This is a genomic window from Herbaspirillum sp. NPDC101396, from assembly GCF_044767365.1.
Taxonomy (GTDB): domain Bacteria; phylum Pseudomonadota; class Gammaproteobacteria; order Burkholderiales; family Burkholderiaceae_D; genus Herbaspirillum.
The window spans coordinates 13,683-39,540 of record NZ_JBIWNT010000004.1 but is presented as its reverse complement, the minus strand read 5'-3'; the positions used below and the strand labels follow the sequence as shown (position 1 = coordinate 39,540).

Here is a 25,858-nt window from a genome sequence, read left to right as displayed (position 1 = left end):
GGTTAGCGAATGATGGCGATCTTGTGCTGGAAGCGCTTGACGGTTTGCGACAGCACGAAGCTGAGCACAAAGTAGACCACGGCGACAAACAGGTACATTTCCACCAGGCGGCCGTCACGTTGAGCGATCTTGGAAGCGCTGGTGACGAAGTCCGGCACCGAGCCCAGCACGTAGACCAGCGACACGTCCTGGAACAGCACAATGGTCTGGGTCAGCAGGATTGGCGTGACGTTGCGGAACGCCTGCGGCAGCACCACATTGCCCATCATCTGCCAGTAGTTCATGCCGATCGCATAGCCGGCAAACACCTGGCCGCGCGGAATCGACTGAATGCCTGAGCGCATGATTTCGCAGTAATACGCAGCTTCAAACAGGATGAAGGTGATCAGCGCCGACTGGAACGCGCCGACCTGGATCGGTTCGCTGGCGCCGATGATCCACGCCCCGATGAACGGCACCAGGAAGTAGAACCAGAAAATCACCAGCACCAGCGGCACGGAGCGAATCAGGTTGACGTAGGTGGTGGCGACGAACGACAACGGCTTGTTGCTGGACAGGCGCATCATCGCCAGCAGGGTGCCGAGGATGACGCCGCCCACCATGGCCGAAATCGTCAGCACCAGGGTGAACTTGAGGCCGGTCGTGATCAGGTAGAACCACGAACGCTGAATAATATCGAAGTCGAAATTGGAAAACATGGTTTAGTGTCCTCCCGTGCTGGAGCTGCCGGTCGTAATGTAACCGGGTACGGCCGTGACGCGCTCGAGGAAGCGTGCCAGCAACAGTGCGATGACGGAAATGATGATGTAGATGATCGTGGCGCCGGTAAGCGATTCGAAGGTCTGGAACGTGAATTCGCGCATCGAGTAAGTCGCAGCAGTCAGTTCCACCAGACCGATGGTCAGCGCCACCGAGCTGTTCTTGATGATCGCTGCAAATTCGTTGGTCAGCGCCGGGATGATGATGCGGAACGCCATCGGCAACAGCACGTAGCGATATGTCTGCACGGGTGTCAGACCAAGGGCGGCGCCGGCCATGCGTTGACCGCGCGGCAAGGCGTTGATGCCGGTGCTGACCTGCACGGCGACGCGCGAGGACGTGAAGAAACCGAGCGCCAGGAAGGCAGTGACGAACGATGCCTGCGGCAGGCTCTTGAGCCAGTCGCCCAGCGCAGCAGGAACCAGTTCCGGCATCACGAAGTACCAGAGGAACATCTGGACCAGCAATGGAATATTACGGAACAGTTCAACGTAGCCGTTGGCGATCTTGACGGCCCATGGCTTCTGGGTCGTGCGAATGGTGCCGATGACCGTGCCGAGAATGAGCGCCATGATCCAAGCCAGTACGGCCGTGGCGATGGTCCATTTCAGGCCGATCAGTAATGTATCGATGTAGGGGATGCCGTCGGGAGATTGCTCCCAGAATATGCCCCAGTTCCAGTTGTAATGCATAAATGCCCTCGTCTTCTCGTCTCGACTCGTTTGCGATCAAGAACTCCATTTGCATGGCGCTCTTCGGCTGCCTGCGCCGGCTTTCCTTTGAGGTGAAAGACGACTTCTGAGCAGGTCTTGCTTTTCTTCGCCAACTTAAACAAAACGGGGGACAACTCCCCCGTTTCGTTTTTCATGCTGCGCGGCAATCAAATGCCGCGCTTTCAAGCGTCTCTCCGAATTACTTCTTCTTCGAAGATTGCTTTTGCGCTTCAGGCACGGCTGCGTAAGCAGACGGTTCGCCAGAATCGGTAGGCTTGGCGAAGACGGCTTGCAGTTGCGGGCTCATCGGCACGTTCAGGTTGACACCCTTTGGTGGGATCGGCGATTGGAACCACTTGGCGTAGATCTTCTTGATGTCGTCGCCCTTGTAGACGTTGATCATCGCGTCATCCACGACCTTCTTGAAGGCGGTATCGCCCAGCGGCAGGATCAGGCCGTACGGCTCAACCGACAGCGCTTCGCTGGAAACAACGTAGTCGCCAGGCGCCTTGGAGTTGGCAGCCAGCGAGGACAGCAGGATGTCGTCCATGACGAACGCCACTGCACGGCCGGTTTCAACCATCAGGAACGCTTCGGCGTGATCCTTGGCAGCCAGGATGTTCATGCCCAGATTGCGTTCGGTATTCAGCGTGGTGATCTGCTTCAGGTTCGATGTGCCGGAAGTCGACACGACGGTCTTGCCCTTCAGGTCATCCAGCGTCTTCAGGTTGGCGGCCTTCTTGGTCAGGAAACGGTTCGCGGTAACGAACTCGGTGACGGCGAAAGCAACTTGCTTCTGACGTTCCATGTTGTTGGTCGCGGAATCGCACGAGATATCGGTAGTGCCGTTGGCGATCAGCGGAATACGGGTTGCCGAAGTCACAGGAACCATCTTCACGTTCAGCGAAGTCAGGCCCAGCTTCTTCTGGATCGCAGTTGCCGCTTTCAGGCACAGATCGATCGAGTAGCCTTGATACGATTGCTTGTCGTCCAGGTAGGAGAAAGGAATCGATGCATCACGAACACCCAGCGTCAGCGTGCCGGTTTCCTTGATTTTTTTCAGACGACCGGTGAACTCTTCAGCGTGGACCGAGCCCATCAAAACACTTGCCCCAACCAACACCCCTGCGAACTTTAATAACTTCATGTGACCTCCTGGAAAAATTTTTACGTAGTGTACCAAAAGCCATTCTTCAAAAATAGTCTTCATTCTTGAAAAGAGGCTATTTTGCTCTCAATTCAGCGTAGCTTGCAAAAACCGCCCCGCGCGCCGCTCGCCGCCCAAAATGCGCGATCGCAGCAAAAACGGCGCAGTGTTCAGTCGTCGCCGACCTTGTCCGTGGGATACCGCAAAGTATCGCGCAAAATGAATCCCATGGGCATTTCCATTGACGGCACTTTTGCGCTGATCGGCTGCACGAACCAGCGATCGTAAATCCTGAAAATCTCACCTGACCGCACAATCCGCACCATCTGCAGATCGACGAATTTCTTGAACTCCGGATCGCCCTTGCGCATCATGATGCCGTAAGGCTCCAGCGATAGCGCCTCGCCCACGACCTGGTAATTCTTTGGCTGCCGCGCCGACAACAGGTAGCGCCGCAACAGCACGTCTTCCATCACGAAGGCATCCGCCCGGCCTCTCTCGACACTTTCGAAAGCGTCTTCGTTATACGCGACTTCCACGATCCTGACATTCAGCGAGCGTATCTTGCTGCGCTGCTCCAACAACTTCACCATTGGCGTGTTGCGCGGCACAACGACCGTTTTTCCGCGCAAGTCTTCCCAGTTCTGAATGCCGGAATCCTTTTTTACCAGCATGCGCACCGAAGCATAAAAATGCGGCACGGTGAATGCTGCAATCTTGCGCCGCTCGGCGTTGTTCGTGGAAGTGCTGCACTCCAGATCGGCCTTGCCCTGATCCAGCGCGATGAAACGCGTCACCGTGTCGACTTCCATGAACTGCACCTGCATGAGCGGCAACTTCAACTCCTTGCGCAGGCCTTCCGCGATGTTCCTGCACAGCTCGATCGTATAACCGGTCACCTGCTTGTCGTCACCGACAAACGCAAACGGCGTCGTGCCGTTGAGGTAAGCGATGACCACTGCATTGGTGCGTCGGATTTTTTCCAGCGTTCCCTCCGCCCGCACCTGCATCGGCAAACTGATGCATAAACCCAGAACCAGCGTGTTGATGATCCACTGCATCGCCGCCTGGCTGGCATATCGAGTCATCATCGCGCGCCCTCTTGCCGACGTATTCCGCCGGAGATTTAGAATGAGCAAGTATCATGCCAGAAAATCAAGTCTCCAATCGCGAGATCAGCACGGCAATTCAAGCCCTTATTGCGTCATTTGCCCGCCTGGCGGCACCTGCGTCGTGCAGGTGAAAGCCGCGCCCCCAGGCGCATGCAGCAAAATCATCAACAAGGATAAACAGCTTGTCTGCGAATCGCGCTGCGCAAGCAGCCGTGCACGAGAATGCGCACGAAAGGTGCGCATCAACGGCATGACGCATGTCGGCGTGGACGGCTTGTATTTGGCGTGGACGTCTCCTCCTTCGCGCGCGGCATCGCTTGCTTGCAGCCACGGAAAAAATGCGATCAAACGCAGCTGCGTTTCTCGCCATTCCCGACTGCAAAAACGTGCCGCCGATTTATCTTTTTTACTGCACACGGCAAACGGAGATATTGGTCTTGTAGTTCTTCCGTTTGCCGTGCTGTCGCGTCATTGCTTTACTGCGTTATTGCATTGATGCGCTGTCATGCATCCATCAAGGGTACAGGCCGCGCATCTCACGCGCCTGCAGCACGCGGGTACACGCAACGATGAAGGCGGCCGTACGCAACGAGATTTTCTTTTCGTCCGCCAGCTGCCACACCGCCGCGAATGCTTCGCGCATGATGCGGGTCAGGCGCAGGTTGATCTCGTCCTCGGTCCAGAAAAAGCTCGAGAAATCCTGCACCCATTCAAAATAACTCACCGTCACGCCGCCGGCGTTGGCGATCACGTCAGGCACGATCAGCACACCTTTGTCGTGCAAGATGTCATCGGCCGCCGGTGTGGTCGGACCGTTCGCACCTTCGAGAATGATCTTGGCGCGGATCACCGACGCATTGGCTTCGGTGATTTGCTGCTCGAGGGCGGCAGGCACCAGAATGTCGCAATCGGTCGCCCAAAACAGGGCGCGATCCTTCACTTCGTCGGCGCCCGGAAAACCCTGGACGCTGCCGTGCTCGGCCACGTACGCCTGCAATGCCGGCACATCCAGACCGCTGTCGCGCACGACCGTCGTGATGTGATCCTGCACCGCCACCACCTTGGCGCCGGCTTCCGCAAACAGACGTGCGGCGATGCCGCCGACGTTGCCGAAACCCTGCACCGCAACGCGTGCATCCTTGATATCGAGACCGCGTTTTGCAGCGGCTTCGCAGCCGACCACGAACACACCACGGCCGGTCGCTTCATGGCGCCCCAGGCTGCCGCCGAGCGAAATCGGCTTGCCGGTGACGACGCCCGATGCAGTACTGCCCTGGTTCATGGAATAGGTATCCATCATCCATGCCATGATTTGCGAATCGGTATTGACGTCGGGTGCGGGAATGTCTTTGTTCGGTCCGATGATGATGCCGATTTCGCTGGTGTAGCGACGCGTCATGCGCTGCAGTTCGCCGCGCGACAATGTCTTGGGATCAACCCGGATGCCGCCCTTGGCGCCGCCGTACGGCACGTTGACTGCGGCATTCTTGACGGTCATCCAGGCCGACAGCGCCATGACTTCCGACAGTGTGACGTCCTGGTGGAAACGCACGCCACCCTTGCCCGGACCGCGCGAGGTATTGTGCTGCACGCGGTAGCCTTCGAAGTGGGCGATGGTGCCGTCGTCGCGCTCGATGGGCACGTCGACGATCAGGATGCGCTTGGGACGCTTCAGGGTTTCCACCCAGCGCGCCAGCGAGCCGAGGTGAGGGGTAACGCGGTCGATTTGTTCGAGGTAGACGCCCCATGGGCCGATGCCATGCGGGGTTACGTATGAGGGGACTTCGTGCTGCTTGAGTGGTTCGTTCGACATGATGCAATCGCTCCTTGATGTTGCCACGCTTAAGCCATGCTGGCCGAGGCTGCTGCAAAATTAATCAAACTCGCGGAACTCGGTGGAAGTCAATGGAATTCAGCGGAATTCAGCGGAATTCAAGCTAACGTCATCCTACTCCGGTAGCGTCCGGATTGTCGCGCCATATTGCTTAATTTTTCAGCCGCCGCCGGGTGAAAAACCCGGCCGGGAGTGCGGATGCGCCTGCACAAAACCATCGCGCAAACTTGACATCCAGACACGCCATCGACAGCGACGCCATCGTAGGTCAATGCGATGCAGCAAAGCTAATGCTTTGTGCGCATGCAACTATGCGTTCCATGCATAGTTACGGTTTGAGCCCGCTGCTATGCGGCTTTCGAAGCCTTTTTTGTCCGCGCAACAGAGGCATTGCGGCCTTCTTCAAGCTCCAGGAGGTAATCCCACAAGCGCGCCACCACCACCTTGCCGCCGCGTTGCGGGGTCGGACGTTCACGGTACAAACGGATTTCCATCTCGACTTCCCACTCGCCCTGGGCGCCATCGGCGCGTGCGAGTTGCTTGTTGCGCACCTCGCGCGTGACCGAGGATTCCGGCAGGAAGGCCACGCCATGCCCTTCCAGCGCCATCATCTTGAGGCTTTCGGACATGTCGGTTTCGTAGTGCTTTTCAAGATGCAGCGGCTTCTTGGCGTCGGTCATGATCAGCTCCACCATGCGGCCGAGGTAAGCGTTGGGCGTGTAGGACAGGAAGGGCAACGGCGCCTTGGAGCTGCCGGGGAACACGTAATCGGGCTTGCCGGTACGGTCGCAGCGGGAATACGGACGCACGCTTTCCTTGCCCATGCTGAGCATGTCATAGCGGCTCGAATCGAGCTGCACCGGCTGGCGCGGATGGTGGTAGCACAGCAGCAGGTCGCAGCCGCCTTCGACGATGGTCATCACGGCGTCATGCACGTTGAGCGCAATCAGGCGCGTGTTGAGCGCGCCGAAGCCGGATTCCAGCGAGCTGAGCCATTTCGGAAAATAGGTCAGCGACAAGGTATGCGGTACCGCGAAATCGACGGTGGTCTGCGCCGCCGGGCGCTTGCCGCGCAACAGCGCACGCGTGTTGTTGATCTGGCCGAGCATCTCCACGGCCTGCTCGTAGAACACTTCCCCTGCCGCCGTCAGCCGCGTCGGATAGGACGTGCGGTCGATCAGGTCGGAGCCGAGCCAGGCTTCGAGCGACTGGATGCGCCGCGAAAACGCCGGTTGCGTCACGTGGCGCAATTCGGCGGAGCGGCTGAAACTGCGCGTTTCAGCCAGGGAAATGAAATCTTCCAGCCACTTGGTTTCCATGCTTTCCATCCCTCCGGAGGGCTCGACGATGGAGCCGCTCGCGTTGTCGTTATTGTGGTGCTCCGCTTACGCCAGTTGCATCGATGGCGACAACGGTTCAGCACCCTCGCCGTCCTCGTCACCATCCTCGCGCGCCTGTTGCCGCGCCCACATCTGGGCGTAGGCGCCGTCGGCTGCGAGCAATTGCGTATGTGTGCCGCGCTCGATGATACGCCCATGCTCCAGCACCAGAATCTGATGCGCATCGACGATGGTCGACAGGCGATGCGCGATGATCAGCGTGGTGCGGCTCTCGGCGATCTCGCTCAATTGCTCCTGGATCGCCTGCTCGGCCTTGGAATCGAGCGCCGATGTCGCTTCGTCGAAGATCAGCACGGCCGGATTCTTCAGCAACGTGCGGGCGATCGCCACGCGCTGCTTTTCGCCGCCCGACAGCTTCAGGCCGCGCTCGCCGACGGTGGTTTCGTAACCGTCCGGCAGCGACTCGATGAAGTCATGTACATAGGCGGCCTTGGCGGCGGCGACGATTTCTTCCTTGCTGCTGCCGGGCTTGCCATAGCCGATGTTGTAGCCGATGGTGTCGTTGAAGAGCACGGTATCCTGCGGCACAATGCCGATCGCCTTGCGCAGCGAGGCCTGGGTGACATTGCGCAGGTCCTGGCCGTCGATGGTGATGGCGCCGGCGTCGATATCGTAGAAGCGATACAGCAAGCGCGACAGCGTCGACTTGCCCGAGCCGCTATGACCGACCACCGCGGTGGTGGTGCCGGCGGCTACTTCAAAATCGACGTCGAACAGAATCTGGCGCTTGCTCTCGTAGCTGAAATCGATATGCGAAAAACGCAGCGCCGCACCGTTCGTCGCCAGCGGTTTCGCATCCGGCGCATCGGCGATTTCCTTGTTCTGTTCCAGCAGCGAAAACAGGCGCTCCATGTCGGCCAGGCTCTGCTTGATTTCGCGATAGATCACACCGAGGAAATTGAGCGGGATGTACAGCTGGATCATGAACGCATTCACCAGCACCAGGTCGCCCAGACTCATCTTGCCGCTGATCACGCCTTGCGTGGCGCGCCACAGGATCAGCGTCACCGCGATGGCGATGATGGCCGACTGTCCCGAATTGAGCAGCGACAGCGAAGACTGCGACTTGACCGCTGCCGCTTCGTAGCGCTGCAAGCCTTCGTCGTAGCGGCGCGCTTCGAAGTCTTCATTGCTGAAATACTTCACGGTTTCATAGTTGAGCAGCGAATCGATAGCCTTGGAATTGGCGCGCGAATCGAGGTCGTTCATGGTGCGGCGGAAGTGCGTGCGCCATTCGGTGACGGTGATCGTGAACACGATGTACAGCGCCAGCGCGCCGGCCGTGATCACGGTGAACCAGATCTCGTAATGCAGCACCAGGTAGACCAGCACCAGGGCGATTTCGATCAGCGTCGGCAGGATGCTGAACAACGCATATGACACCAGCGATGACACGCCGCGCGTGCCGCGCTCGATGTCGCGCGTCATGCCGCCGGTCTGCCGGTTCAGGTGGAAGCGCAGCGACAAGGCGTGCAGGTGGCGGAACACCTTCAGCGCAATGGTGCGCACCGCGCGCTGCGTCACCTTGGCGAAAATGAATTCGCGCAGTTCGGTGAACACCGTGGTCGCCAGCCGCAACGCGCCATACGCGATGAGCAGCGACAACGGCAGCACCAGCAGCGCTTGCGGATTGTTCGGACCGATGGTCATGCGATCGACCAGTTGCTTAAGCAACAAGGGTACGCCGATGTTGGTCAGCTTGGCGCCTACCAGGAAAGCCAGCGCCAGCAGCACCCGCCATTTGTAGGTCCACAGGTAGGGCAGCAAGGTGCCCAGCGTTTGCCAGTCGCTGTGAGCGGGAACGGAAGGTGTGCGCGCAGCTTGCGGCGCGGTGGACGGCGGATATCGACGCATGAAAGAATTGCCCGGAAAAATTTGTGCTTTTGTTTTGCGGAGGAGCCGACGCAGACGCTGCGACTCCTATAAACTAGGAGGTTATCCCTGATCTTCCGCATTATAAGAGTCCGCAGGACTTCACGCTTTCAAAAGGAAACGTAATGACCAGTCAGCACCATACTTCGCTTCCCGTCGGCAAAATGCCGCATCTGCGCGTGATGCCCATGCCATCCGATGCCAATGTCTACGGCGACGTCTTCGGCGGCTGGATCATGGCGCAGGTCGATATCGCCGGTTCGCTGCCCGCCACCAAGCGCGCCAACGGCCGCGTCGCCACCATTGCGGTCAACTCATTCCTATTCAAACACCCCGTCTTCGTCGGCGATCTGCTGTCGTTTTACGCCGATATCGTCAAAGTCGGCAAAACCTCGATCACCGTCAACGTCGAAGTCTATGCCGAACGCAACCGCCTGCAGGCCGAAGTCGTGAAGGTCACCGAAGCGACCCTGACCTACGTCGCCACCGATGAACACCGCAAGCCGCGCGAGCTGCCTGCGTTGGCCCCGGGCGACAGCGTGCCGATCACCAGCGGCCTGCAAGACCTCGGCGGCGGCTGGTGCGCCGCCTGATCTGAAGCATTCCCGGACCGGCGCGCAGCCTTCCCTGGCGCGCCGGCCTACCAACCGTCTTTCACCCACCGATCAAGACCATCCCCATGACTTCCACTTCTGCACGTCCCGACATCCTCATCGCGGCCGCACTGCCGCCACACCTGATGCAACGCCTGCAAGACCATTTCACCTGCCATGACGCCAACGCGCTGAGCGAAGCGGCGCTGGCCGCCGTCGCACCGTCCATCCGCGGCATTGCCTCCAAGGGCGAAACCAAGGTCTCGCGCGACTACATCGCCCGCTTCCCGGCGCTGGAAATCATCTCCGTCTTCGGCGTCGGCTATGACGGCGTCGACGCCGTCGCCGCACGCGAGCGCGGCATCGAAGTGACCAATACGCCCGACGTGCTGACCGACGACGTCGCCGACTTCGCCATGACCTTGCTGCTGTCGACTGCGCGCCGCGTGGTGGACGCCGACCGTTTCGCCCGCAGTGGCGAATGGAAGAAAGGCCCGTTCGCGCTGACCACCAAGGTCACCGGCTCGCGCTTGGGCATCGTCGGGCTGGGCCGCATCGGCAAGGCCATCGCCAAGCGTGCCGCCGCTTTCGACATGGACATCTCGTATCACAACCGTTCGCCGCAAAGCGACGTGCCCTACCGCTACGTGGCCGACCTCAAGACGATGGCTGCCGAAGTCGACTTTCTGGTGCTGTCGATGCCGGGCGGCGCCGGCACGCGTGCGCTGATCAATGCCGACGTGCTCGACGCGCTCGGCCCCAAGGGCTTCCTGATCAACGTCGCGCGCGGTTCGGTGGTCGATGAGGCGGCCCTGATCAAGGCGCTGCAGGAAGGCAAGATCGCCGGCGCCGGCCTCGACGTGTTCGAGAACGAACCCAACGTGCCGGAAGCGCTGGCCAAGCTGCCGAACCTCACGCTGACGCCGCACATGGCCAGCGGCACCGTCATCACCCGCACCGCCATGGCCGACCTGGCGTTCGACAATCTGCAGGCGCATTTCAGCGGCAAGCCGTTGCTGACGCCGGTGCCGCGTTAAATCGGGAACGTCATGAGCGCCACTGCAACCCGCCTCATCGCGCTCGACTGGGGCACCACGTCGCTGCGCGCCTATCGTCTCGGTGAGGATGGCGCCGTGCTGGACAAGCGCGGCCTGCCGTGGGGCATCATGAATCTGCCGGTGGTCGAGGGCGACTTCAGCCGCGCGGCCGGTTTCGCCAAGGCCTTCGATGAAGCCTGCGGCGACTGGCTGCAAAGCAATCCTGCGACACCATTGATCGCCGCCGGCATGGTCGGCAGCGCGCAGGGTTGGCGCGAAGCGAGCTACGTCGAGATTCCGCTCGCCGTAGCCGACGTGGGCAAGCAGCTGACCCACGTCGACCTCGGCGCCGGCCGCACGCTGCACATCGTGCCCGGCCTGCTGCAGCGCGCAGCGTTGCCGAACGTGATCCGTGGCGAAGAGACGCAGGTGGTCGGCGCGCTCGACACCTGGCATGGCGGTGACGACGTGCTGATCGGCTTGCCCGGCACGCACTCGAAATGGGTACGCGTTCAAAACAGGATCATCACCCATTTCGATACCTTCATGACCGGCGAAGTCTATGCGGCGCTGACCCAGCACACCATCCTCGGCCGTACCATGGAACACCGCGAACAAAGCGATCCGGCTGCCTTCGAACGCGGCCTGCGCGTGGCGTCTTCGGAAGACGGCCGCGCCGGCGTGCTGTCGAACATCTTCAGCAGCCGCACGCTGGGGTTGGTCGGCCAGCTCAGTGCAACCGGTCAGCCGGACTATCTGTCCGGCCTGCTGATCGGCCATGAAATCGCGGCGCTCAAAGCGACTCGCACAGCTGCCGATTGCAGCGCCGAGCCGCACATCATCCTCATCGGCGACGACAAATTGTGTACGCGCTACCGCACTGCATTGAACCTGTACGGACTGACCCGCATCGATATCGCGGCGCAAGCCACCGAACGCGGCCTGTGGAAGATCGCGCGACAAGCCGGACTGCTGAACTGAGCCGTCCGGCTCACTGGAGAAACACCATGTTGAAAGAAGCACTCAAGCAATGCGGACTGATCGCGATCCTGCGCGGCATCCGTCCCGATGAAGTCGAAGCGGTCGGACTGGCCTTGTACGATGCCGGCTTCCGCATCATTGAAGTCCCGTTGAATTCACCCGAGCCGTTCGAGAGCATCCGCGTATTGCGCAACGTGCTGCCTGCCAATTGCATGGTCGGCGCCGGCACGGTGCTGTCGCCTGCGCAGGTGCTGCAGGTCAAGGACGCCGAGGGCCAGCTGATCGTCATGCCGCACAGCGATCCGGAAGTCATCCGTGCCGCCACCGCCGCCGGCCTGGCCAGCGCGCCCGGCGTGGCCACAGTGACCGAAGCCTTCGCAGCGCTTGCAGCGGGTGCGGATATCCTCAAGATGTTCCCGGCCGAGCAGCTCGGGCCGGTGGTGGTTAAAGCCTGGCGCGCGGTGATTCCAGCCAGCGTCATGCTGGTGCCGGTGGGCGGCATCACGCCGGCCAGCCTGAAGGAATTCACCGCCGCCGGCGCTTCGGCTTTCGGTCTCGGCTCGGCGCTGTACAAACCCGGCATGACGGCGGAGCAAGTCAGGAAGAACGCCGATGCGTTCGTCAGTGCCTGGAAGCAGGCCTGATCCCCATATTGCAGCCATGAAAAACGCGACCTTGGAGGTCGCGTTTTTTATTTTTTCTGCAGGAAAATTCCACTGCAGGAAATCAGCTCAAATGCGTCATGCCGCTTTCTTCTCGGTCTTCCTCTCGTCGCGCAACTCGCGGCGCAGGATCTTGCCGACATTGGTCTTGGGCAGTTCATCGCGGAACTCGATGTATTTCGGCTTCTTGTAGCCGGTGAACTGCTCCTTGCAATACGCCATCAACTGCTCGGCCGTCAGCGACTTGTCCTTGCGCACCACGAACAGCTTGACCGCCTCGCCGGTGTGCTCGTCGGGTACGCCGACGCAGGCGCATTCCAGCACGCCAGGATGGGCCGCGACGACTCCCTCGATTTCGTTCGGATAGACGTTGAAGCCGGACACCAGAATCATGTCCTTCTTGCGGTCGACGATGCGGGTGTAGCCGCGCTCGTCCATGATGCCGATGTCGCCCGACTTGAAGAAGCCGTCCGGCGTCATGACCTTCTCGGTTTCGTCAGGGCGGTTCCAGTAACCGGCCATGACTTGCGGACCGCGGATCGCGATTTCGCCGGGCTGGCCGAGCGGCACCGGTTTGCCGTCGTCGTCCAGGATCAGGAACTCGGTCGATGGCAGCGGCAAGCCGATGGTGCCGGTGTAATCGGTAATCGTGCAGGGATTGGCGCTGGCGATCGGCGAGGTTTCGGACAAGCCGTAACCTTCGATGATCGGACAACCGGTGACCTTCTTCCATTTGTCCGCCACCGACTTTTGCACCGCCATGCCACCGCCGACGCAGCAGCGATAGCCGGAGAAATCCAGCTTGGCGAAATCAGGATGGTTCAGCAGCGCGTTGTACAGCGTGTTGACCGCCGGGAAGGTATTGACCTTGTACTTGCCGAGTTCCTTGATGAAGCCCGGGATGTCGCGCGGATTCGGGATCAGCACGTTGAGCGCGCCCTCGCGCGTGCCCAGCATGTTGCAGACCGTCAGCGCAAAGATGTGATACAGCGGCAGCGCGCAGATGAAGACCAGCTGATCAAGCTTGGCGCCCTGCTTGAGCGCCGGCATCAGCCATTCTTCTGCCTGCAGCACGTTGGCGACCAGATTGCGATGCGTCAGCACCGCACCCTTGGCGACACCGGTGGTGCCGCCGGTATATTGCAGGAAGGCGATGTCGTCGTGGCCAACTTCGACCGGCGCCGGCGTCTTGCCATGGCCGTGCGACAGCGCCTGCTTGAAGGTGATCGATTGCGGCAGCGAGAACGCCGGCACCAGCTTCTTGACGTGACGCACCACCAGGTTGACGATGGCGCCCTTGAGGCCGCCCAGCATCTCGCCCATGCTCGCCACCACGACGTGCCTGACGCTGGTGTTGGCGATGACCTTGGCGAGCGTACAGGCGAAGTTCTCGAGCACGAAGATGGCTTCGGCGCCGGAGTCCTTCAACTGGTGTTCGAGTTCGCGCGGCGTGTACAGCGGATTGACGTTCACTGCGGTGTAGCCGGCGCGCAGGATGGCGGCGATGGCGACCGGATATTGCAGCACGTTGGGCATCATGATCGCCACGCGTGCGCCCTTTTTCAGGCCGGTGCTTTGCAGCCAGACGGCCAGCGCCGTCGACAGCTGGTCCAGCTCGCCGTAGGTCATGTGCTTGCCCATGCAGACATAGGCGTTGCGGTCGGCGTATTTGGCGAAAGCTTCGTCGATCAGTTGGACCAGCGACTGGTAGCGGTTCGGGTCGATGTCGGCTGGGACGCCTGCGGGATAAGATGCAAGCCAGAATTTGTCCATATTGTTCCTTTTGTCTCCGGTTCAGGGCGGCTGCCGGTTGTTTCCCGCGGCTTGGGCGCGCACTGCAAAAAAAAGCACGGTTGTGTTTTTATTTAATGCAGATGCTATCGGCCAATCTCGTTAAGGGCAAGTATTTTGAGGAAATTTAAGAAAATTTTCTTGTTTCTTCCCGCATTCGCGTTTTCATCTGCCTTTTGCAGCAACTGCATGGCAAAGCCCTACCTTGCCCCATCTTTTCCAAATTGGCAACTTTTACACCCGGATATTCATTTCGCCGCCGAATGCAGCGCTTGAACATTGCCCTGCAGACGATCCAGTTGTTCATTGCGCGCCGTCTTGTCGAGCTTCGCCAGCGCTTTCACACGCTCGAAAAAATCGGCGAAGCCGCTGCTGCGCCGGAACAGTTCGCGAAATGCCGGCACCCGGTCGTGATAGGTGCCGACCAGCGCCAGATGGGCGTTCGACAGCGGCATGGCGAACCAGCGGTCGTAACCCGCGAAACCGCCCCAGCGCACCTTCAGCTGCTGATACTCGGCGCGCAAGGCATCGAAAATCTCGGCCTTGCGGCGCAGCTTGTCGGCGTCGCTGCCGTCGCCTTCGTAGTTGGCCTCCAGCTGAGACCGGTATTTCAGCAAGAGTTCAAGAAAGTCCTGCTTGCGTCCGGCGAACACCCTGTACGCCTCGCGCAGTCTGTCGTCGTGATGCGCCTGCAACCATTGCTCCAGGCCGATCTCTTCGACCGTGGTGGCATACGACTCATTGAACTGTGAATCGCCCTTGGCGTACGCCACCTGATGCGCCAGTTCGTGGAAGATCAGGCGCGCCAGTTCGGCGTCGGGATAATTGATGAAGGTCGACATCACCGGATCGTTGAACCAGCCCAGCGTCGAGTAGGCCGGTACGCCAAGAACCTGGACGTCGTCGCCCTCCTTGACCAGGCCGTCGGCATATTGCTGCGCGTCCTGCTGGCTGTAGTAGCCGCGATAGTCGACGCAGCCGGCGACCGGAAAGCACCATTGCCGTGCCTTCAGCGACAAGGCCGGCGCCGCCACCACGTTCCACACCACGAAGGGTCGCTCCAGCTGCGCGTAGCTCTTGTAGCTGCCGTTATCGGGCAGCGCCAGTTCCGCCACCGCGAAGCGCCGGATCTCGCGCACCGTCTGCAACTTGTCGCGCAGACGCCCGGAGGTGTGCGGATCACCCAGCCAGTCGTCGATCGGCCGCGCTTGCGCCAGCAGCGAAAACTGGCCGTGCGCCGCCTGCGCGTAATAACCGAGCGAACTGCAACCGGATGCCAACAGCAAGGCCGCACCCAGGCTCCCGGCCAGGCCGATTCTGGAGAGCCTGCTCAGACGCCGGATGGACATGCCTCGACCTGCACCAGCACGTCATAGAACGTCGGCGCATTGCCCATGTCGGTGAGGCGCTGGCTGGTAACTTCATTGGCGTTCTTGCCGTCGCCGGAAAATTTTTTCCACCAGATCGACAAACCCACCACCAGCCCGATGCGCGCTTTCGGCGTCACGCGCGCCTTGGCCAGCATGCTGCCGCGGTCGTTGAAAATTCTGACCTCGGCGCCGCTGACGATGCCGCGCGCAGCGGCGTCGTCGGGATGAATGTCGAGATGCGGCTCGCCCTCGGTGTCGCGCAGGCTCTGCACGTTGACGAAGGAAGAATTGAGGAAGTTGCGCGCCGGCGGCGAAATCATCGCCAGCGGATATTTCTGCGCCAGCGCTGCATTGCTGGCCACCGATTCATACGGTGCGATATAGGTGGGTAACGGATCGAGGCCGTCGGCCAGCATGCGCGCGGAATAGAACTCGCACTTGCCCGACGGCGTGCCGAAGCCGCCCTCGGCAAACGGCGCTGCCGGCATGTTGAGACGCTGCCAGCCTTTTTCCTTGAGACGCTCCCAGTCGTAGTCGGCCGCGCGCGGATTGCGGCGATCAAAGGCCTGCGCGGCGATGGCGTCGTCGCTGTCGCTGAAGCAGTCTTCGGTGAAGCCCATGCGCGCGGCCAGCAGGCGGAAGATTTCCGAGTTGGCTTTGGCCTCACCCAACGGCGCGATGGCGGCGTTGTTGGCCATCATGTAGACGTGGCCATAGGTCGCGTGCACATCGATATGCTCAAGCTGCGTGGTGGCCGGCAACAGGATGTCGGCATAGTCGGCGGTGTCGGTCTGGAAATGTTCCAGCACCACCGTGAACAGATCTTCGCGCGCGAAGCCCTGCATCACCTTGCCGGACTCCGGCGCGACCGCCACCGGGTTGGAGTTGTAGACGATCATCGCCTCCACGCGCGGGCCGAAGTCGACAGACGCCTCGCGCAGCAGATCGTCGCCGATGGTGCTCATGTTGATGATGCGCGTCGGCACGCCGTTGTTATGTTGCAGCAGCAGGTCCGGCCGTTGCAGGAACGCGCCGTTCTTGGGAAATGAATCGGAAGTCGATAACTGCAAGCCGCCGCCGGCGTGACGCCAGGCGCCGACCAGCGCCGGCAGGCAGGCGATATTGCGCACCGCCATGCCGCCGCCGCGCACGCGCTGCAAACCGTAGTTGGCGCGGATCAGCGTGATCTCGCCGCGTCGCGCCGCGGCGCCGTATTCACGCGCCAGCTGCACGACTTCGTCGGCGCTGATGCCGCACACTTCGGCGGTATGCTGCGGCGGCCACTCCTGCACGCGCTGCTTCAATTGATCGAAGCCCAGCGTGTGCTGCGCGATGTAATCGGCGTCGAGCAGGTTCTCGTTAATCAGCACGTGCATCATGCCCAGCGCCAGCGCCGCATCGGTGCCCGGCAACAGGGCGATGTGTTGATGGCATTTGTCAGCGCTCAGCGACCGGTAGGGATCAATGGCGATCAGCTTGGCGCCGCGTCGCTTGGCTTCCTGCACGCGCATCCAGAAATGCAGGTTGGAGGCGATCGGGTTGCCGCCCCAGATGATGATCAGTTTGGCGTCCTGCACGTGTTCCGTGTCGGCGCCCAGACGCGTGCCCAGTGTGTACTTGTAACCGGCGGCACCGGCCGAAGCGCAGATGGTGCGGTCCAGTTGCGAGGCGCCGATGCGGTTGAAGAAGCGCATCGCCATCGACTCACCCTGCACCAGGCCCATGGTGCCGGCGTAGCTGTACGGCAGGATGGCTTGCGGATCGCGCGCGGCGACTTCCTTCAGCCGCGCAGAGATGGTGTCGAGCGCTTCGTCCCAGCTGATGCGCTCGAATTTTCCTTCGCCCTTTTTGCCGACGCGCTTCATCGGATACAGCAAGCGGTCCTTGTGATAAGTGCGGTCGGTATAGCGCGAGACCTTGGTGCACAGCACGCCGGCGGTGGTCGGATGATCGGGGTCGCCCTTGACTTCGGTGGCGACGCCGTCCTTGACGGTCACCAGCAAGGCGCACGTGTCGGGGCAATCGTGCGGGCAGGCGGCACGGACGATGATGGGTTCGGAAACGGAATTCATGGCAATCAACTAAACGGAACGCACGCGACGGAATGGCGCGGCAAGCTGCTACTTTATCTTAAAATGCTGCATCCCTTATGAAGCCTTCGCGATGTCATCCAGACAACCTTCCTTTCCCTCCGCTTCTGCACCTGTCGTCGAATTCTGGCGCGACGCTGACTTGCCGTTCTGCGAAGGCCGGCGCGCGGTCGGCAGCGTCAGTTGCTACGCGCCGCATACGCACCCGACCTTCTCGATCGGCGTGGTCGACGCCGGTGCCAGCACGTTTTCGCTGCCGCACCAGCAAACACAGATCGGTCCCGGCGATGTCGTGCTGATCAACGCCGACGAGGTGCATTCATGCAATCCGGCCGACCGTGAAAGCTGGGGCTACCGCATGTTCCACCTCGACCGGCAATGGCTGCTGCAATTGCTCCAGGAAAACGATCTCGACGCCCTGCCTGCGTCCCAGGTGCTGCATTCTCCGCGCGCATGCGAATTAATGGATGACATCACCGCGGCCATGGGCGGCAAGGACGAAGCATTGCAAAAGGAAACCGTACTGATCGCCGCGCTGTGCGAACTGTTCGGGATATGCCGGGAAGCCGACCTCGAAATGCATCAGGCGCGCTGTGCCGACCTGCAAAGCGTGCGCGATTATCTGCAAGCGCATTGCTGCGACAAGATCGCGCTGGAGACGCTGGCGCAACTGGCCGGGGTCGGGCGCTATCAGCTGATCCGCCAGTTCCGCGCGCAGTTCGGCATGACGCCGCACGCGCTGCAACTCGACATGCGCATCAACCTGGCGCGCGACTTCCTCCGGCGCGGCGCGTCACTGGCCGACGTCGCCTATCGCACCGGCTTCGCCGACCAAAGCCATTTTCATCGCATCTTCAAATCACGGGTGGCGGCGACGCCGGCGCAGTATCAGTTGATCGCCTAGACAACTGCGACCATCGCCGCAATCGCCAAGGCGATTCCACCCAGCAGCAGGATGACGCCGGCCAGCCACTCGGCGCGCGCGAAATAACGGGCAATCCACTGCGCCACGCGCGCGTCCGACACCGCCAGCACCAGCCCGGCATCCCAGACGAACACCGCTGCAAACATCCACAAGCCGTACAGCAACTTGATGTGCATGCCGGTACCGGCGCCGACCATCAGCGTGAACAGGCCGAGATAGAACAAGCCGTTCTTCGGATTCAGGCCGCCCGACAAAAAACCGGCGACGAAACCGCGCAGAAAGCCGTCGCGACTGATCCCGCCCGCTTCTTCGTTCTTCAACGATGGCGCCGAACGACTGGCCTGCATGAAGGCCCAGCCGATGTACGCAAGATAGGCCGCCGCCAGCAACTTCATCACCATCAGCGCGCCCGGACTACGCTGCAACAGGCTGAAACCGGCCAGCGCCAGCACGATGTAGACGCCGTTGGCGCACGCGATCCCGAGGCTGGCGCCGATGCCGTTGCGGCGACCGTGGCGCAAAGCACTCCGCAACAGCAAAAGAAAATCCGGCCCCGGACTGACCAGCGCCAGCCAGTGCGCCGCCGCCAGCATGACGAATTCCTGCATGACCATAGTGCATCGCTCCCTCGAAGATGAGGCCCCGATACTAGGCGGCGCGGTGCCGGCCGTATTGAACAAAATTGCAGACCAAGGCAGCTTGCGTTAGGATCGCTTTCCCACAAGAAATAATTCAATTTCCCTCAGGAGACTTGCCATGCACTTCCGCTTTCCCGCTCTGCGCAGCATTGCCTGTGCTGCAGCCGCTCTCGCCTGCTCCAGCGTCTTCGCCCAGACCACCCAACCCTTGACGCCGCAACAACAAAGCTTCCACGCGATTTACAAGGAACTGGTGGAGATCAACACCACCCATTCCGTCGGCAGCACCACGCAGGCGGCGCAGGCGATGCAGGACGTCCTGCTCAAGGCCGGCTTCAGCAAGGATGAAATGCAGATCATCGAACCCTTCCCGCGCAAGGGCAATCTGGTGCTGCGCTGGAAAGGCACGGGTACTAAGAAACCGATGCTGCTGATGGCGCACATCGACGTGGTCGAAGCCAAGCGCGAAGACTGGAAAACCGATCCCTTCAAGCTGCAGGAAACCGGCGGTTACTTCACCGCCCGCGGCTCCATCGACGACAAGGCGATGGCGTCCTCCTTCGTCTCTGTGCTGAGCCAGCTGAAGCAGGAAGGCTTCAAGCCGCAGCGCGACATCATCATGGCGCTGACCGCCGATGAAGAGCGCGGCGACGTCGAAAGCAACGGCGCCATGTGGCTGCTCAAGAACAAACCCGAATTGCTGAAAGCCGAATTCGGCATCAACGAAGGCGGCGGCGGCGAACTGCGCAACGGCAAGCCCAACCTGCACCGCGTGCAGATCGCGGAAAAGCTGTACACCACCTATGAATTCGAACTGCGCGACGTCGGCGGCCACAGCTCGCTGCCGACCACCACCAATCCGATCTACGCCATGTCGGAAGCACTCGCGCGCCTCGGCGCCTATCGCTTCCCGGTGATGCTGGCCGACGTCACCAAGACTTACTTCAGCCGCACCGCGCCGCTGATGTCGGGCCAACTTGCTGACGACATGCGCGCGGTCGGCAACGGCAGCACCGATGCCGCCGTCATCGAACGCCTGTCGAAGACGCCGCTGTACAACGCGCAACTGCGCACCACCTGCACCGCCACCATGGTCAACGCCGGCCACGCCGAAAACGCCCTGCCGCAGTCAGCCAAGGCGGTGGTCAATTGCCGCATGCTGCCGTTCGACGATCCGGACAAGGTCGAGGCACAGCTGAAGCAAGTGATCACCAACAACGGCGCCAACGACAAGATCACCATGCGCCAGTTCGCCAAGCCGACGCGCAGCCCGGTGTCGCCGCTGCAGGGCGAGATGTTCTCGACCATCGAAGCATTGACCGGCGAGATGTGGCCGGGCGTGCCGGTGATTCCGTTCATGAGCACAGGCGCGACCGACAGCCGCTTCGCACGCAATGCGGGGATTCCGATGTACGGCGTGTCCGGCTTGTTCTTCGACCCGGCCGACCTGCGCACACACGGACTGGATGAGCGTGTGGAGATTCCGCGTCTGTACGATAGCCGCGAATTCATTTTGAAGCTGGTGAAAAAACTGGCGTCGTGATGCGCTGACGCTTGAAAAAAACGCCGGCATGATCGCCGGCGTTTTTTATTGTGCGTCGTTCAGATGGCAAGCCGACATGTGTCCCGGCGCGATTTCCCGCAGCAGCGGCTTTTCCACCGAGCAGCGCGGCATCGCGTGCGGGCAGCGCGGATGGAAGTGGCATCCCGAAGGTGGATTCAGCGGCGACGGGATTTCGCCCTTGACGGCGAAGTAGGTCGCCTTGCCGACTTCGAGTTTTGGCGCCGAGGCCAGCAACGCTTGCGTGTAGGGATGATTGGCGTGTGCGAAAACGGCGTCGGTCGGCGCCGATTCGACGATGCGGCCGAGATACATGATCAGCACGCGGTCGGAGATATGCCGCACCACGCCGAGGTCGTGGCTGATGAACAGATAGGTCAGGTCGAGCTCGTCGCGCAGCTTGATGAACAGGTTGAGCACCTGCGCCTGGATCGACACGTCGAGCGCTGCCACCGCTTCGTCGCAGACCAGGAATTTCGGTTTGACTGCGAGCGCCCGTGCGATGCCGACACGGGCGCGCTGGCCGCCGGAAAACTGATGCGGGAAGCGGCGCAGCATGTCGCCGCTCAGGCCCACGCGCTGCAAGAGGTCGGCGACGTAATCCTGCTGCTCGCGCTTGCCGGTGATGCCGTGCACGACCGGCGCTTCGCCGACGATGTCGACCACGCGCAGGCGCGGATTGAGCGAGGCGTAGGGATCCTGGAAAATCATCTGGATTGCCAGCTGGCGCGCGCGCCGTTGCTGCGGCGGCAGCGCGTCGATATCTTCCCCTTGCCACAGGCTCTGCCCTTCGGTCAGGCCATGCAGGCCTACCGCCATGCGGCCCAGCGTCGATTTTCCGCATCCCGACTCACCGACCAGGCCGACCACTTCGCCGGCGTGGATGTGCAGGCTGACGTCATCGACTGCGTGCACGACTTCTTCGTGGAGGACTTTACCGAACGGCCGTGTAATCAGGTTGGAGGTCTTCGCCGCGCTGTCGAGCGGTTTGACGAAACGTTTGAAAACGTGGCGCAGTTCCAGCAATGGCGGCATGTTGTCGTGTTCCTGGTTCATGCGATGCTCCCTGCGGGCGCATCGGCCATCGGATGGAAGCAGCGCAAGGCGCGGCCGTCGACGATGCGCGTCTCCGGCGTCTGCGTACATTCGCTGGTGGCGTGCGCGCAGCGGTCGCGGAAGGCGCAGCCGGCGGGCAATTTCAGAAGCGACGGCGTGCTGCCGGGAATCTGGCTCAAGGCCTGGCCGCGCGGATTGCGCGACGGCGCCGAGGCGATCAGGCCATGGGTGTAAGGATGGCGTGGATGGGTCAGCACCCGGGCGACGTCGCCGCTTTCAACGATGCGACCGGCGTACATCACGCTGACGGTGTCGGCCAATCCGGCGACCACGGAAAGATCATGGGTGATCCAGATCAGCGCCGTACCGGATTCGCGGCACAGCTTCTGCATCTCGAACAGGATCTGGCCCTGGATGGTGACGTCGAGCGCCGTGGTCGGCTCGTCGCAAATGATCAGGTCGGGCTTGTTGAGCAGCGCAATCGCGATGGCGACGCGCTGGCGCATGCCGCCCGAGAACTGATGCGGATAGGCGTTCAGGCGTTCGTCCGGCGCGGCGATACCAACCCGCACCAGCGCGTCGCGCGCCATTGCCAGCGCGGCCTCCTTGTTGATGTCCTGATGCGCGCGCACGGCTTCGACCATCTGCGTGTCGATGCGCAGCACCGGATTGAGCGTCATCATCGGATCCTGGAAAATCATCGCGATGCGGTTGCCGCGGATGCGGCGCATTTCTTCGGCGGGCAGGCTGCGCAGGTCGCGGCCGTTGAGCAGGATGCGACCGCCGGCCACTTTGCCCGGCTCGTCGATCAGGCCCATGATGGAATAACCGGTCATCGATTTGCCGGAACCGGATTCGCCGACGAGTCCCATGACCTGCCCCGGCCCGACAGTGAAGGAAACATCATCCACCGCGCGCGCGATACCGCCGCGCGAGAGGAAATGCGTCTGCAGGTTTTCTACTTGCAAGGTGGCGGTCATCGCATTGTCTTTCTACTGCCCTTGCAGGCGTGGATTGAGCACGTCGCGCAACTGGTCGGCGACCAGGTTGATCGCCACTACCGTCGCCAGCAGCGCTACGCCGGGGAAGAAGCTGATCCAGTATTTTCCCGACATCAGGTATTGAAAACCGTTGGAGATCAGCAGCCCCAGCGACGGCTCCGTCACCGGCAGGCCGAGCCCCAGGAAGGACAGCGTCGCCTCCAGCGAAATCGCCGACGCCACCTGCAGCGCCGCGATCACGATCAGCGGCGGCAGGCAGTTCGGCAGCAGATGGCGGAACATGATGCGCAACGGCGACAGGCCGAGCAGGCGCGCGGCTTCGATGTATTCCTTCTTGCGCTCCACCAGCGCCGTGCTGCGCGTGGTGCGCGCGTAATACGCCCACTGCACGGTGACCAGCGCAATGATGATCTTGTCGACGCCGCGTCCGGTCAGCGCCAGCAGGATCAGCGCCACCAGGATCGGTGGGAACGCCAGCTGGATGTCGGCCACGCGCATGATCAGCGCCTCGATGCGGCCTCCCGCATAGCCGGCCAGCAAACCGAGCGACAGGCCGATGGCCAGCGCAATCACGGTGCTGGTGACGCCGACCATGACGGAAATGCGCAAGCCGTAGAGGATCGCCGACAGCATGTCGCGGCCTTGGTCGTCAGTGCCGAGCAGATAGGTGAGATTACCTTCCATGGCGGTCTTGCCTGGTTCCAGGCGCGAGTCCATGACGTCGAGATGTTCGAGGTCGTAAGGATTCTGCGGCGCGACCAGCGGCGCGAACAAAGCCGCCAGCAAGATCAGCAGCAGCAATGCAAAGCCGAAGGTAGCGATGCGGCTGGCGAAATAGCCTTGCAGGAAACGCGTGAAGGGCGTGTCGGCCTGGGTGATTTTCCGGATTAATTTCGAAACCATGTCAGCCCTTCGCTTCCGACAGGCGTACACGCGGATCGAGCAGCGAATACAGCAGGTCGACACACAGATTAATGAGGATGAAGATGACCACGATCAGCGACAGGAAGGCGACGATCACGGGCCGGTCGAGCACGCGGATGGAATCGATCAGCAGCTTGCCGACGCCGGGCCAGGCGAAGATGGATTCGGTCACGATCGAGAACGCAATGATGGAGCCGAACTGCAGCGCCACCACGGTGACGATCGGAATCAGGATGTTCTTGAGCACGTGCACGCCGATGATGCGACTGTTGCGCAGTCCCTTGGCGCGGGCGAACTTGATGTAATCCTGCAGCAGCGCTTCTTGGGTGCCGGCGCGCGTGAGGCGGATGATCAGCGCGATGTTGAACAGCGACAGGTTGAGCGCCGGCATCAGCAAATGCTTAAGCCCGTCCCAGGTCAGGAAGCCGAGCGGGACGCCGAACAGCAGCGCCGTCTGACCGCGTCCGCCGGTCGGCAGCCAGCCCAGCTCGACCGCGAACACCATGATCAGCATCAGCCCGACCCAGAAGGTCGGCAGTGAAAAACCGAAGATCGACACCGTCATGATGGTCTTGCCGGCAACACTCTTCGGCCGCAAACCCGCCCATAATCCCAGCGGCAGTCCGATCACAATGGCAATCAGGATGGCGGACACTGCCAGTTCCAACGTCGCCGGCAGGCGCTCCAGGATCAGGCCCAGTGCCGGCGTGGCGTAGACGAAGGAACGTCCCATGTCGCCGGCCAGGGCATTCTTGATGAAATAAAAATATTGCACCCACAACGGCTGGTCCAGTCCGAAGGCGGCGATCACGCGCGCGCGCTCGATCTGGTCGGCGTCGGCGCTGATGAGGATATCGATGGGGTTGCCGATGGCGTAGACGCTGACGAACACCAGCAGCGACATCAGCAATAACACGGCAAGGCTCTGGACGCAGCGGCGGATTATGAAAACAAGCATTGGCGGTTGGCTGGTGAATGAACAAACTGCGAAAAGCGAATGGTGCAGAAAACATGCAAGAGAAGCAACTACATTTATGGAAGCCGCTCAAGCCTGGGAGTAATATAGACGAGACCGCGACAAAAGACTTGCCGTCGCAATCATTAACATCAGTGTCGAAATGACAACACAGCAGCAAGGTAAGCACTATGAAACTCATCGATCCCATCACCAAATTCCACGCCGAATTGCAAAAAATCCGGCGCGACATCCACGCTCACCCCGAACTGAGTTATGAAGAAGTACGTACCTCCGACGTCGTCGCGCAAAAGCTGACCGAATGGGGCATCCCGGTGGTACGTGGCATGGGCGTCACCGGCGTGGTCGGCATCATCAAGGGCGGCGACGGTCCGCGTGCGATCGGCTTGCGCGCTGACATGGATGCATTGCCGATGCCGGAGCTGAACACCTTCCCGCATGCGTCCAAAAATGCCGGCAAGATGCACGCCTGTGGTCACGACGGCCACACCGCCATGCTGCTGGGCGCGGCGCATCACTTGTCGCAACACCGTGATTTCGTTGGCACCGTGTATGTGATTTTCCAGCCGGCCGAAGAAGGCGGCCGCGGCGCCGAGCGCATGATTCAGGACGGCCTGTTTGAAAAATATCCGATGGATGCGGTGTTCGGCATGCACAACTGGCCGGGCATGAAGGTCGGCACCTTCGGCGTCACGCCGGGACCGATGATGGCGTCGAGCAATGAGTTCGAAGTGATTGTCAAGGGCAAGGGTTCTCACGCGGCGCAGCCGCACAAGTCCATCGACCCGGTCATGACGGCGGTGCAGATTGCGCAGAGCTGGCAGACCATCGTCTCGCGCAATGCCAATCCCAACGATCCGGCCGTCTTGTCGATCACCCAGATCCATGCCGGCAGCGCCACTAATGTCATCCCCGACAACGCCAGCCTGATCGGCACCGTGCGCACCTTCAGCACGCCGGTGCTGGACCTGATCGAGCGCCGCATGCAGGAGATCGCCGAACATACGGCGGCAGCCTTCGATGCCGAAGTTGATTTCAACTTCCAGCGCAACTATCCGCCGCTGATCAATCACGCCAAGGAAACCGCATTCGCAGTGGATGTCCTGCAAGGCATCGTCGGCGCCGAGAATGTCAACGCCACGGTGGAACCGACCATGGGGGCGGAAGATTTTGCCTTCATGCTGCAGCACAAACCCGGTTGCTATGTCTTCATCGGCAACGGCGAAGGCGGCCACCGCGACAGCGGCCACGGCCTCGGTCCGTGCAACCTGCACAATCCTAGCTACGACTTCAACGATGATTTGCTGCCGCTCGGCGCGACCTATTGGGTGCGTCTGGCGGAGGCATTCCTGAAGCCGCAATAAAATCTTGTTGATGCAAAAAAACGGCGGGCCTTCTTGGCGCCGCCGTTTTTTT

23 protein-coding genes are annotated in these 25,858 nt (G+C 61.2%); 8 read left to right on the top strand and 15 right to left on the bottom strand.

Annotation, left to right across the window (positions count from 1 at the left end; genetic code table 11):
• Positions 1 to 2: 2 nt before the first annotated feature.
• From ACIROY_RS14025 to ACIROY_RS14010, 4 genes are all read right to left on the bottom strand, one after another.
• On the bottom strand, positions 3 to 698 hold the full coding sequence (locus tag ACIROY_RS14025; RefSeq protein ID WP_402278259.1) for an amino acid ABC transporter permease: 696 nt from the start codon (positions 696 to 698) through the stop codon (positions 3 to 5).
• Between the two features lie 3 nt (positions 699 to 701).
• Positions 702 to 1,451: an amino acid ABC transporter permease gene (locus tag ACIROY_RS14020; protein WP_402278261.1), complete on the bottom strand. Its 750-nt coding sequence runs from the start codon at positions 1,449 to 1,451 to the stop codon at positions 702 to 704.
• Between the two features lie 220 nt (positions 1,452 to 1,671).
• Complete coding sequence (locus ACIROY_RS14015; protein ID WP_116434704.1) at positions 1,672 to 2,619, bottom strand: amino acid ABC transporter substrate-binding protein; 948 nt, start codon at positions 2,617 to 2,619, stop codon at positions 1,672 to 1,674.
• A 170-nt stretch (positions 2,620 to 2,789) separates the two neighbouring features.
• Complete coding sequence (locus ACIROY_RS14010) at positions 2,790 to 3,710, bottom strand: amino acid ABC transporter substrate-binding protein (RefSeq protein WP_402342063.1); 921 nt, start codon at positions 3,708 to 3,710, stop codon at positions 2,790 to 2,792.
• Between the two features lie 40 nt (positions 3,711 to 3,750).
• On the opposite strand from ACIROY_RS14010, the gene ACIROY_RS14005 reads away from it, so the two are divergent.
• Complete coding sequence (locus ACIROY_RS14005) at positions 3,751 to 4,227, top strand: hypothetical protein (RefSeq protein ID WP_402342062.1); 477 nt, start codon at positions 3,751 to 3,753, stop codon at positions 4,225 to 4,227.
• Positions 4,228 to 4,245: 18 nt separating this feature from the next.
• On the opposite strand, the gene ACIROY_RS14000 is transcribed toward ACIROY_RS14005, so the two are convergent.
• The 3 genes from ACIROY_RS14000 to ACIROY_RS13990 all read right to left on the bottom strand — a co-directional run bounded on the left by ACIROY_RS14000 (position 4,246) and on the right by ACIROY_RS13990 (position 8,819).
• Positions 4,246 to 5,544 (bottom strand): Glu/Leu/Phe/Val dehydrogenase, encoded by a 1,299-nt coding sequence (locus ACIROY_RS14000; RefSeq protein WP_402342060.1) that lies wholly within the window; start codon positions 5,542 to 5,544, stop codon positions 4,246 to 4,248.
• A gap of 368 nt (positions 5,545 to 5,912) precedes the next feature.
• Positions 5,913 to 6,884, bottom strand: coding sequence for a LysR family transcriptional regulator (locus ACIROY_RS13995; RefSeq protein WP_402278269.1), 972 nt, complete (start codon positions 6,882 to 6,884; stop codon positions 5,913 to 5,915).
• A 66-nt stretch (positions 6,885 to 6,950) separates the two neighbouring features.
• Positions 6,951 to 8,819 (bottom strand): ABCB family ABC transporter ATP-binding protein/permease, encoded by a 1,869-nt coding sequence (locus ACIROY_RS13990; RefSeq protein WP_402342059.1) that lies wholly within the window; start codon positions 8,817 to 8,819, stop codon positions 6,951 to 6,953.
• A gap of 143 nt (positions 8,820 to 8,962) precedes the next feature.
• On the opposite strand from ACIROY_RS13990, the gene ACIROY_RS13985 reads away from it, so the two are divergent.
• From ACIROY_RS13985 to ACIROY_RS13970, 4 genes are all read left to right on the top strand, one after another.
• A complete protein-coding gene (locus ACIROY_RS13985) occupies positions 8,963 to 9,430 on the top strand; it encodes an acyl-CoA thioesterase (protein WP_402278273.1) in 468 nt (155 codons plus the stop codon).
• 86 nt (positions 9,431 to 9,516) lie between these two features.
• Positions 9,517 to 10,467, top strand: coding sequence for a 2-hydroxyacid dehydrogenase (locus ACIROY_RS13980; protein ID WP_402342057.1), 951 nt, complete (start codon positions 9,517 to 9,519; stop codon positions 10,465 to 10,467).
• Between the two features lie 12 nt (positions 10,468 to 10,479).
• Positions 10,480 to 11,448 (top strand): 2-dehydro-3-deoxygalactonokinase, encoded by a 969-nt coding sequence (locus tag ACIROY_RS13975; protein WP_402342055.1) that lies wholly within the window; start codon positions 10,480 to 10,482, stop codon positions 11,446 to 11,448.
• A 26-nt stretch (positions 11,449 to 11,474) separates the two neighbouring features.
• Positions 11,475 to 12,092: a 2-dehydro-3-deoxy-6-phosphogalactonate aldolase gene (locus ACIROY_RS13970; protein ID WP_402278279.1), complete on the top strand. Its 618-nt coding sequence runs from the start codon at positions 11,475 to 11,477 to the stop codon at positions 12,090 to 12,092.
• 96 nt (positions 12,093 to 12,188) lie between these two features.
• Here ACIROY_RS13970 and ACIROY_RS13965 read toward each other — a convergent pair whose 3' ends face one another.
• The 3 genes from ACIROY_RS13965 to ACIROY_RS13955 all read right to left on the bottom strand — a co-directional run bounded on the left by ACIROY_RS13965 (position 12,189) and on the right by ACIROY_RS13955 (position 17,343).
• Positions 12,189 to 13,883 (bottom strand): long-chain fatty acid--CoA ligase, encoded by a 1,695-nt coding sequence (locus ACIROY_RS13965; RefSeq protein WP_402342054.1) that lies wholly within the window; start codon positions 13,881 to 13,883, stop codon positions 12,189 to 12,191.
• Positions 13,884 to 14,149: 266 nt separating this feature from the next.
• On the bottom strand, positions 14,150 to 15,250 hold the full coding sequence (locus ACIROY_RS13960; protein ID WP_402278282.1) for an aminopeptidase: 1,101 nt from the start codon (positions 15,248 to 15,250) through the stop codon (positions 14,150 to 14,152).
• On the bottom strand, positions 15,232 to 17,343 hold the full coding sequence (locus ACIROY_RS13955; protein WP_402342052.1) for a molybdopterin-dependent oxidoreductase: 2,112 nt from the start codon (positions 17,341 to 17,343) through the stop codon (positions 15,232 to 15,234). The genes ACIROY_RS13960 and ACIROY_RS13955 overlap by 19 nt, the downstream gene beginning before the upstream one ends.
• A gap of 91 nt (positions 17,344 to 17,434) precedes the next feature.
• Here ACIROY_RS13955 and ACIROY_RS13950 point away from each other — a divergent pair, with 91 nt between their 5' ends.
• A complete protein-coding gene (locus ACIROY_RS13950) occupies positions 17,435 to 18,265 on the top strand; it encodes an AraC family transcriptional regulator (protein WP_402342050.1) in 831 nt (276 codons plus the stop codon).
• On the opposite strand, the gene ACIROY_RS13945 is transcribed toward ACIROY_RS13950, so the two are convergent.
• A complete protein-coding gene (locus tag ACIROY_RS13945) occupies positions 18,262 to 18,900 on the bottom strand; it encodes a LysE family translocator (RefSeq protein ID WP_402342048.1) in 639 nt (212 codons plus the stop codon). The genes ACIROY_RS13950 and ACIROY_RS13945 overlap by 4 nt on opposite strands.
• 142 nt (positions 18,901 to 19,042) lie before the next feature.
• Here ACIROY_RS13945 and ACIROY_RS13940 point away from each other — a divergent pair, with 142 nt between their 5' ends.
• The gene (locus tag ACIROY_RS13940) at positions 19,043 to 20,467 is read left to right on the top strand and encodes a M20/M25/M40 family metallo-hydrolase (protein ID WP_402342046.1); all 1,425 of its coding nucleotides are present in this window, start codon (positions 19,043 to 19,045) and stop codon (positions 20,465 to 20,467) included.
• Between the two features lie 45 nt (positions 20,468 to 20,512).
• Here the strand turns inward: ACIROY_RS13940 and ACIROY_RS13935 are convergent, their stop codons facing one another.
• The 4 genes from ACIROY_RS13935 to ACIROY_RS13920 are packed head-to-tail and all read right to left on the bottom strand — an operon-like array spanning position 20,513 to position 24,424.
• Positions 20,513 to 21,541, bottom strand: a complete 1,029-nt coding sequence (locus tag ACIROY_RS13935) for an ABC transporter ATP-binding protein (RefSeq protein ID WP_402342044.1) — start codon at positions 21,539 to 21,541, stop codon at positions 20,513 to 20,515.
• Positions 21,538 to 22,521, bottom strand: a complete 984-nt coding sequence (locus ACIROY_RS13930; RefSeq protein ID WP_402342042.1) for an ABC transporter ATP-binding protein — start codon at positions 22,519 to 22,521, stop codon at positions 21,538 to 21,540. Before ACIROY_RS13930 ends, ACIROY_RS13935 begins: the two co-directional genes overlap by 4 nt.
• A gap of 12 nt (positions 22,522 to 22,533) precedes the next feature.
• Positions 22,534 to 23,445, bottom strand: coding sequence for an ABC transporter permease (locus ACIROY_RS13925; RefSeq protein ID WP_116434689.1), 912 nt, complete (start codon positions 23,443 to 23,445; stop codon positions 22,534 to 22,536).
• A 1-nt stretch (position 23,446) separates the two neighbouring features.
• Positions 23,447 to 24,424 (bottom strand): ABC transporter permease, encoded by a 978-nt coding sequence (locus ACIROY_RS13920; RefSeq protein WP_402342040.1) that lies wholly within the window; start codon positions 24,422 to 24,424, stop codon positions 23,447 to 23,449.
• Positions 24,425 to 24,612: 188 nt separating this feature from the next.
• On the opposite strand from ACIROY_RS13920, the gene ACIROY_RS13915 reads away from it, so the two are divergent.
• Complete coding sequence (locus ACIROY_RS13915) at positions 24,613 to 25,806, top strand: M20 aminoacylase family protein (RefSeq protein ID WP_402342038.1); 1,194 nt, start codon at positions 24,613 to 24,615, stop codon at positions 25,804 to 25,806.
• Positions 25,807 to 25,858: the final 52 nt, after the last annotated feature.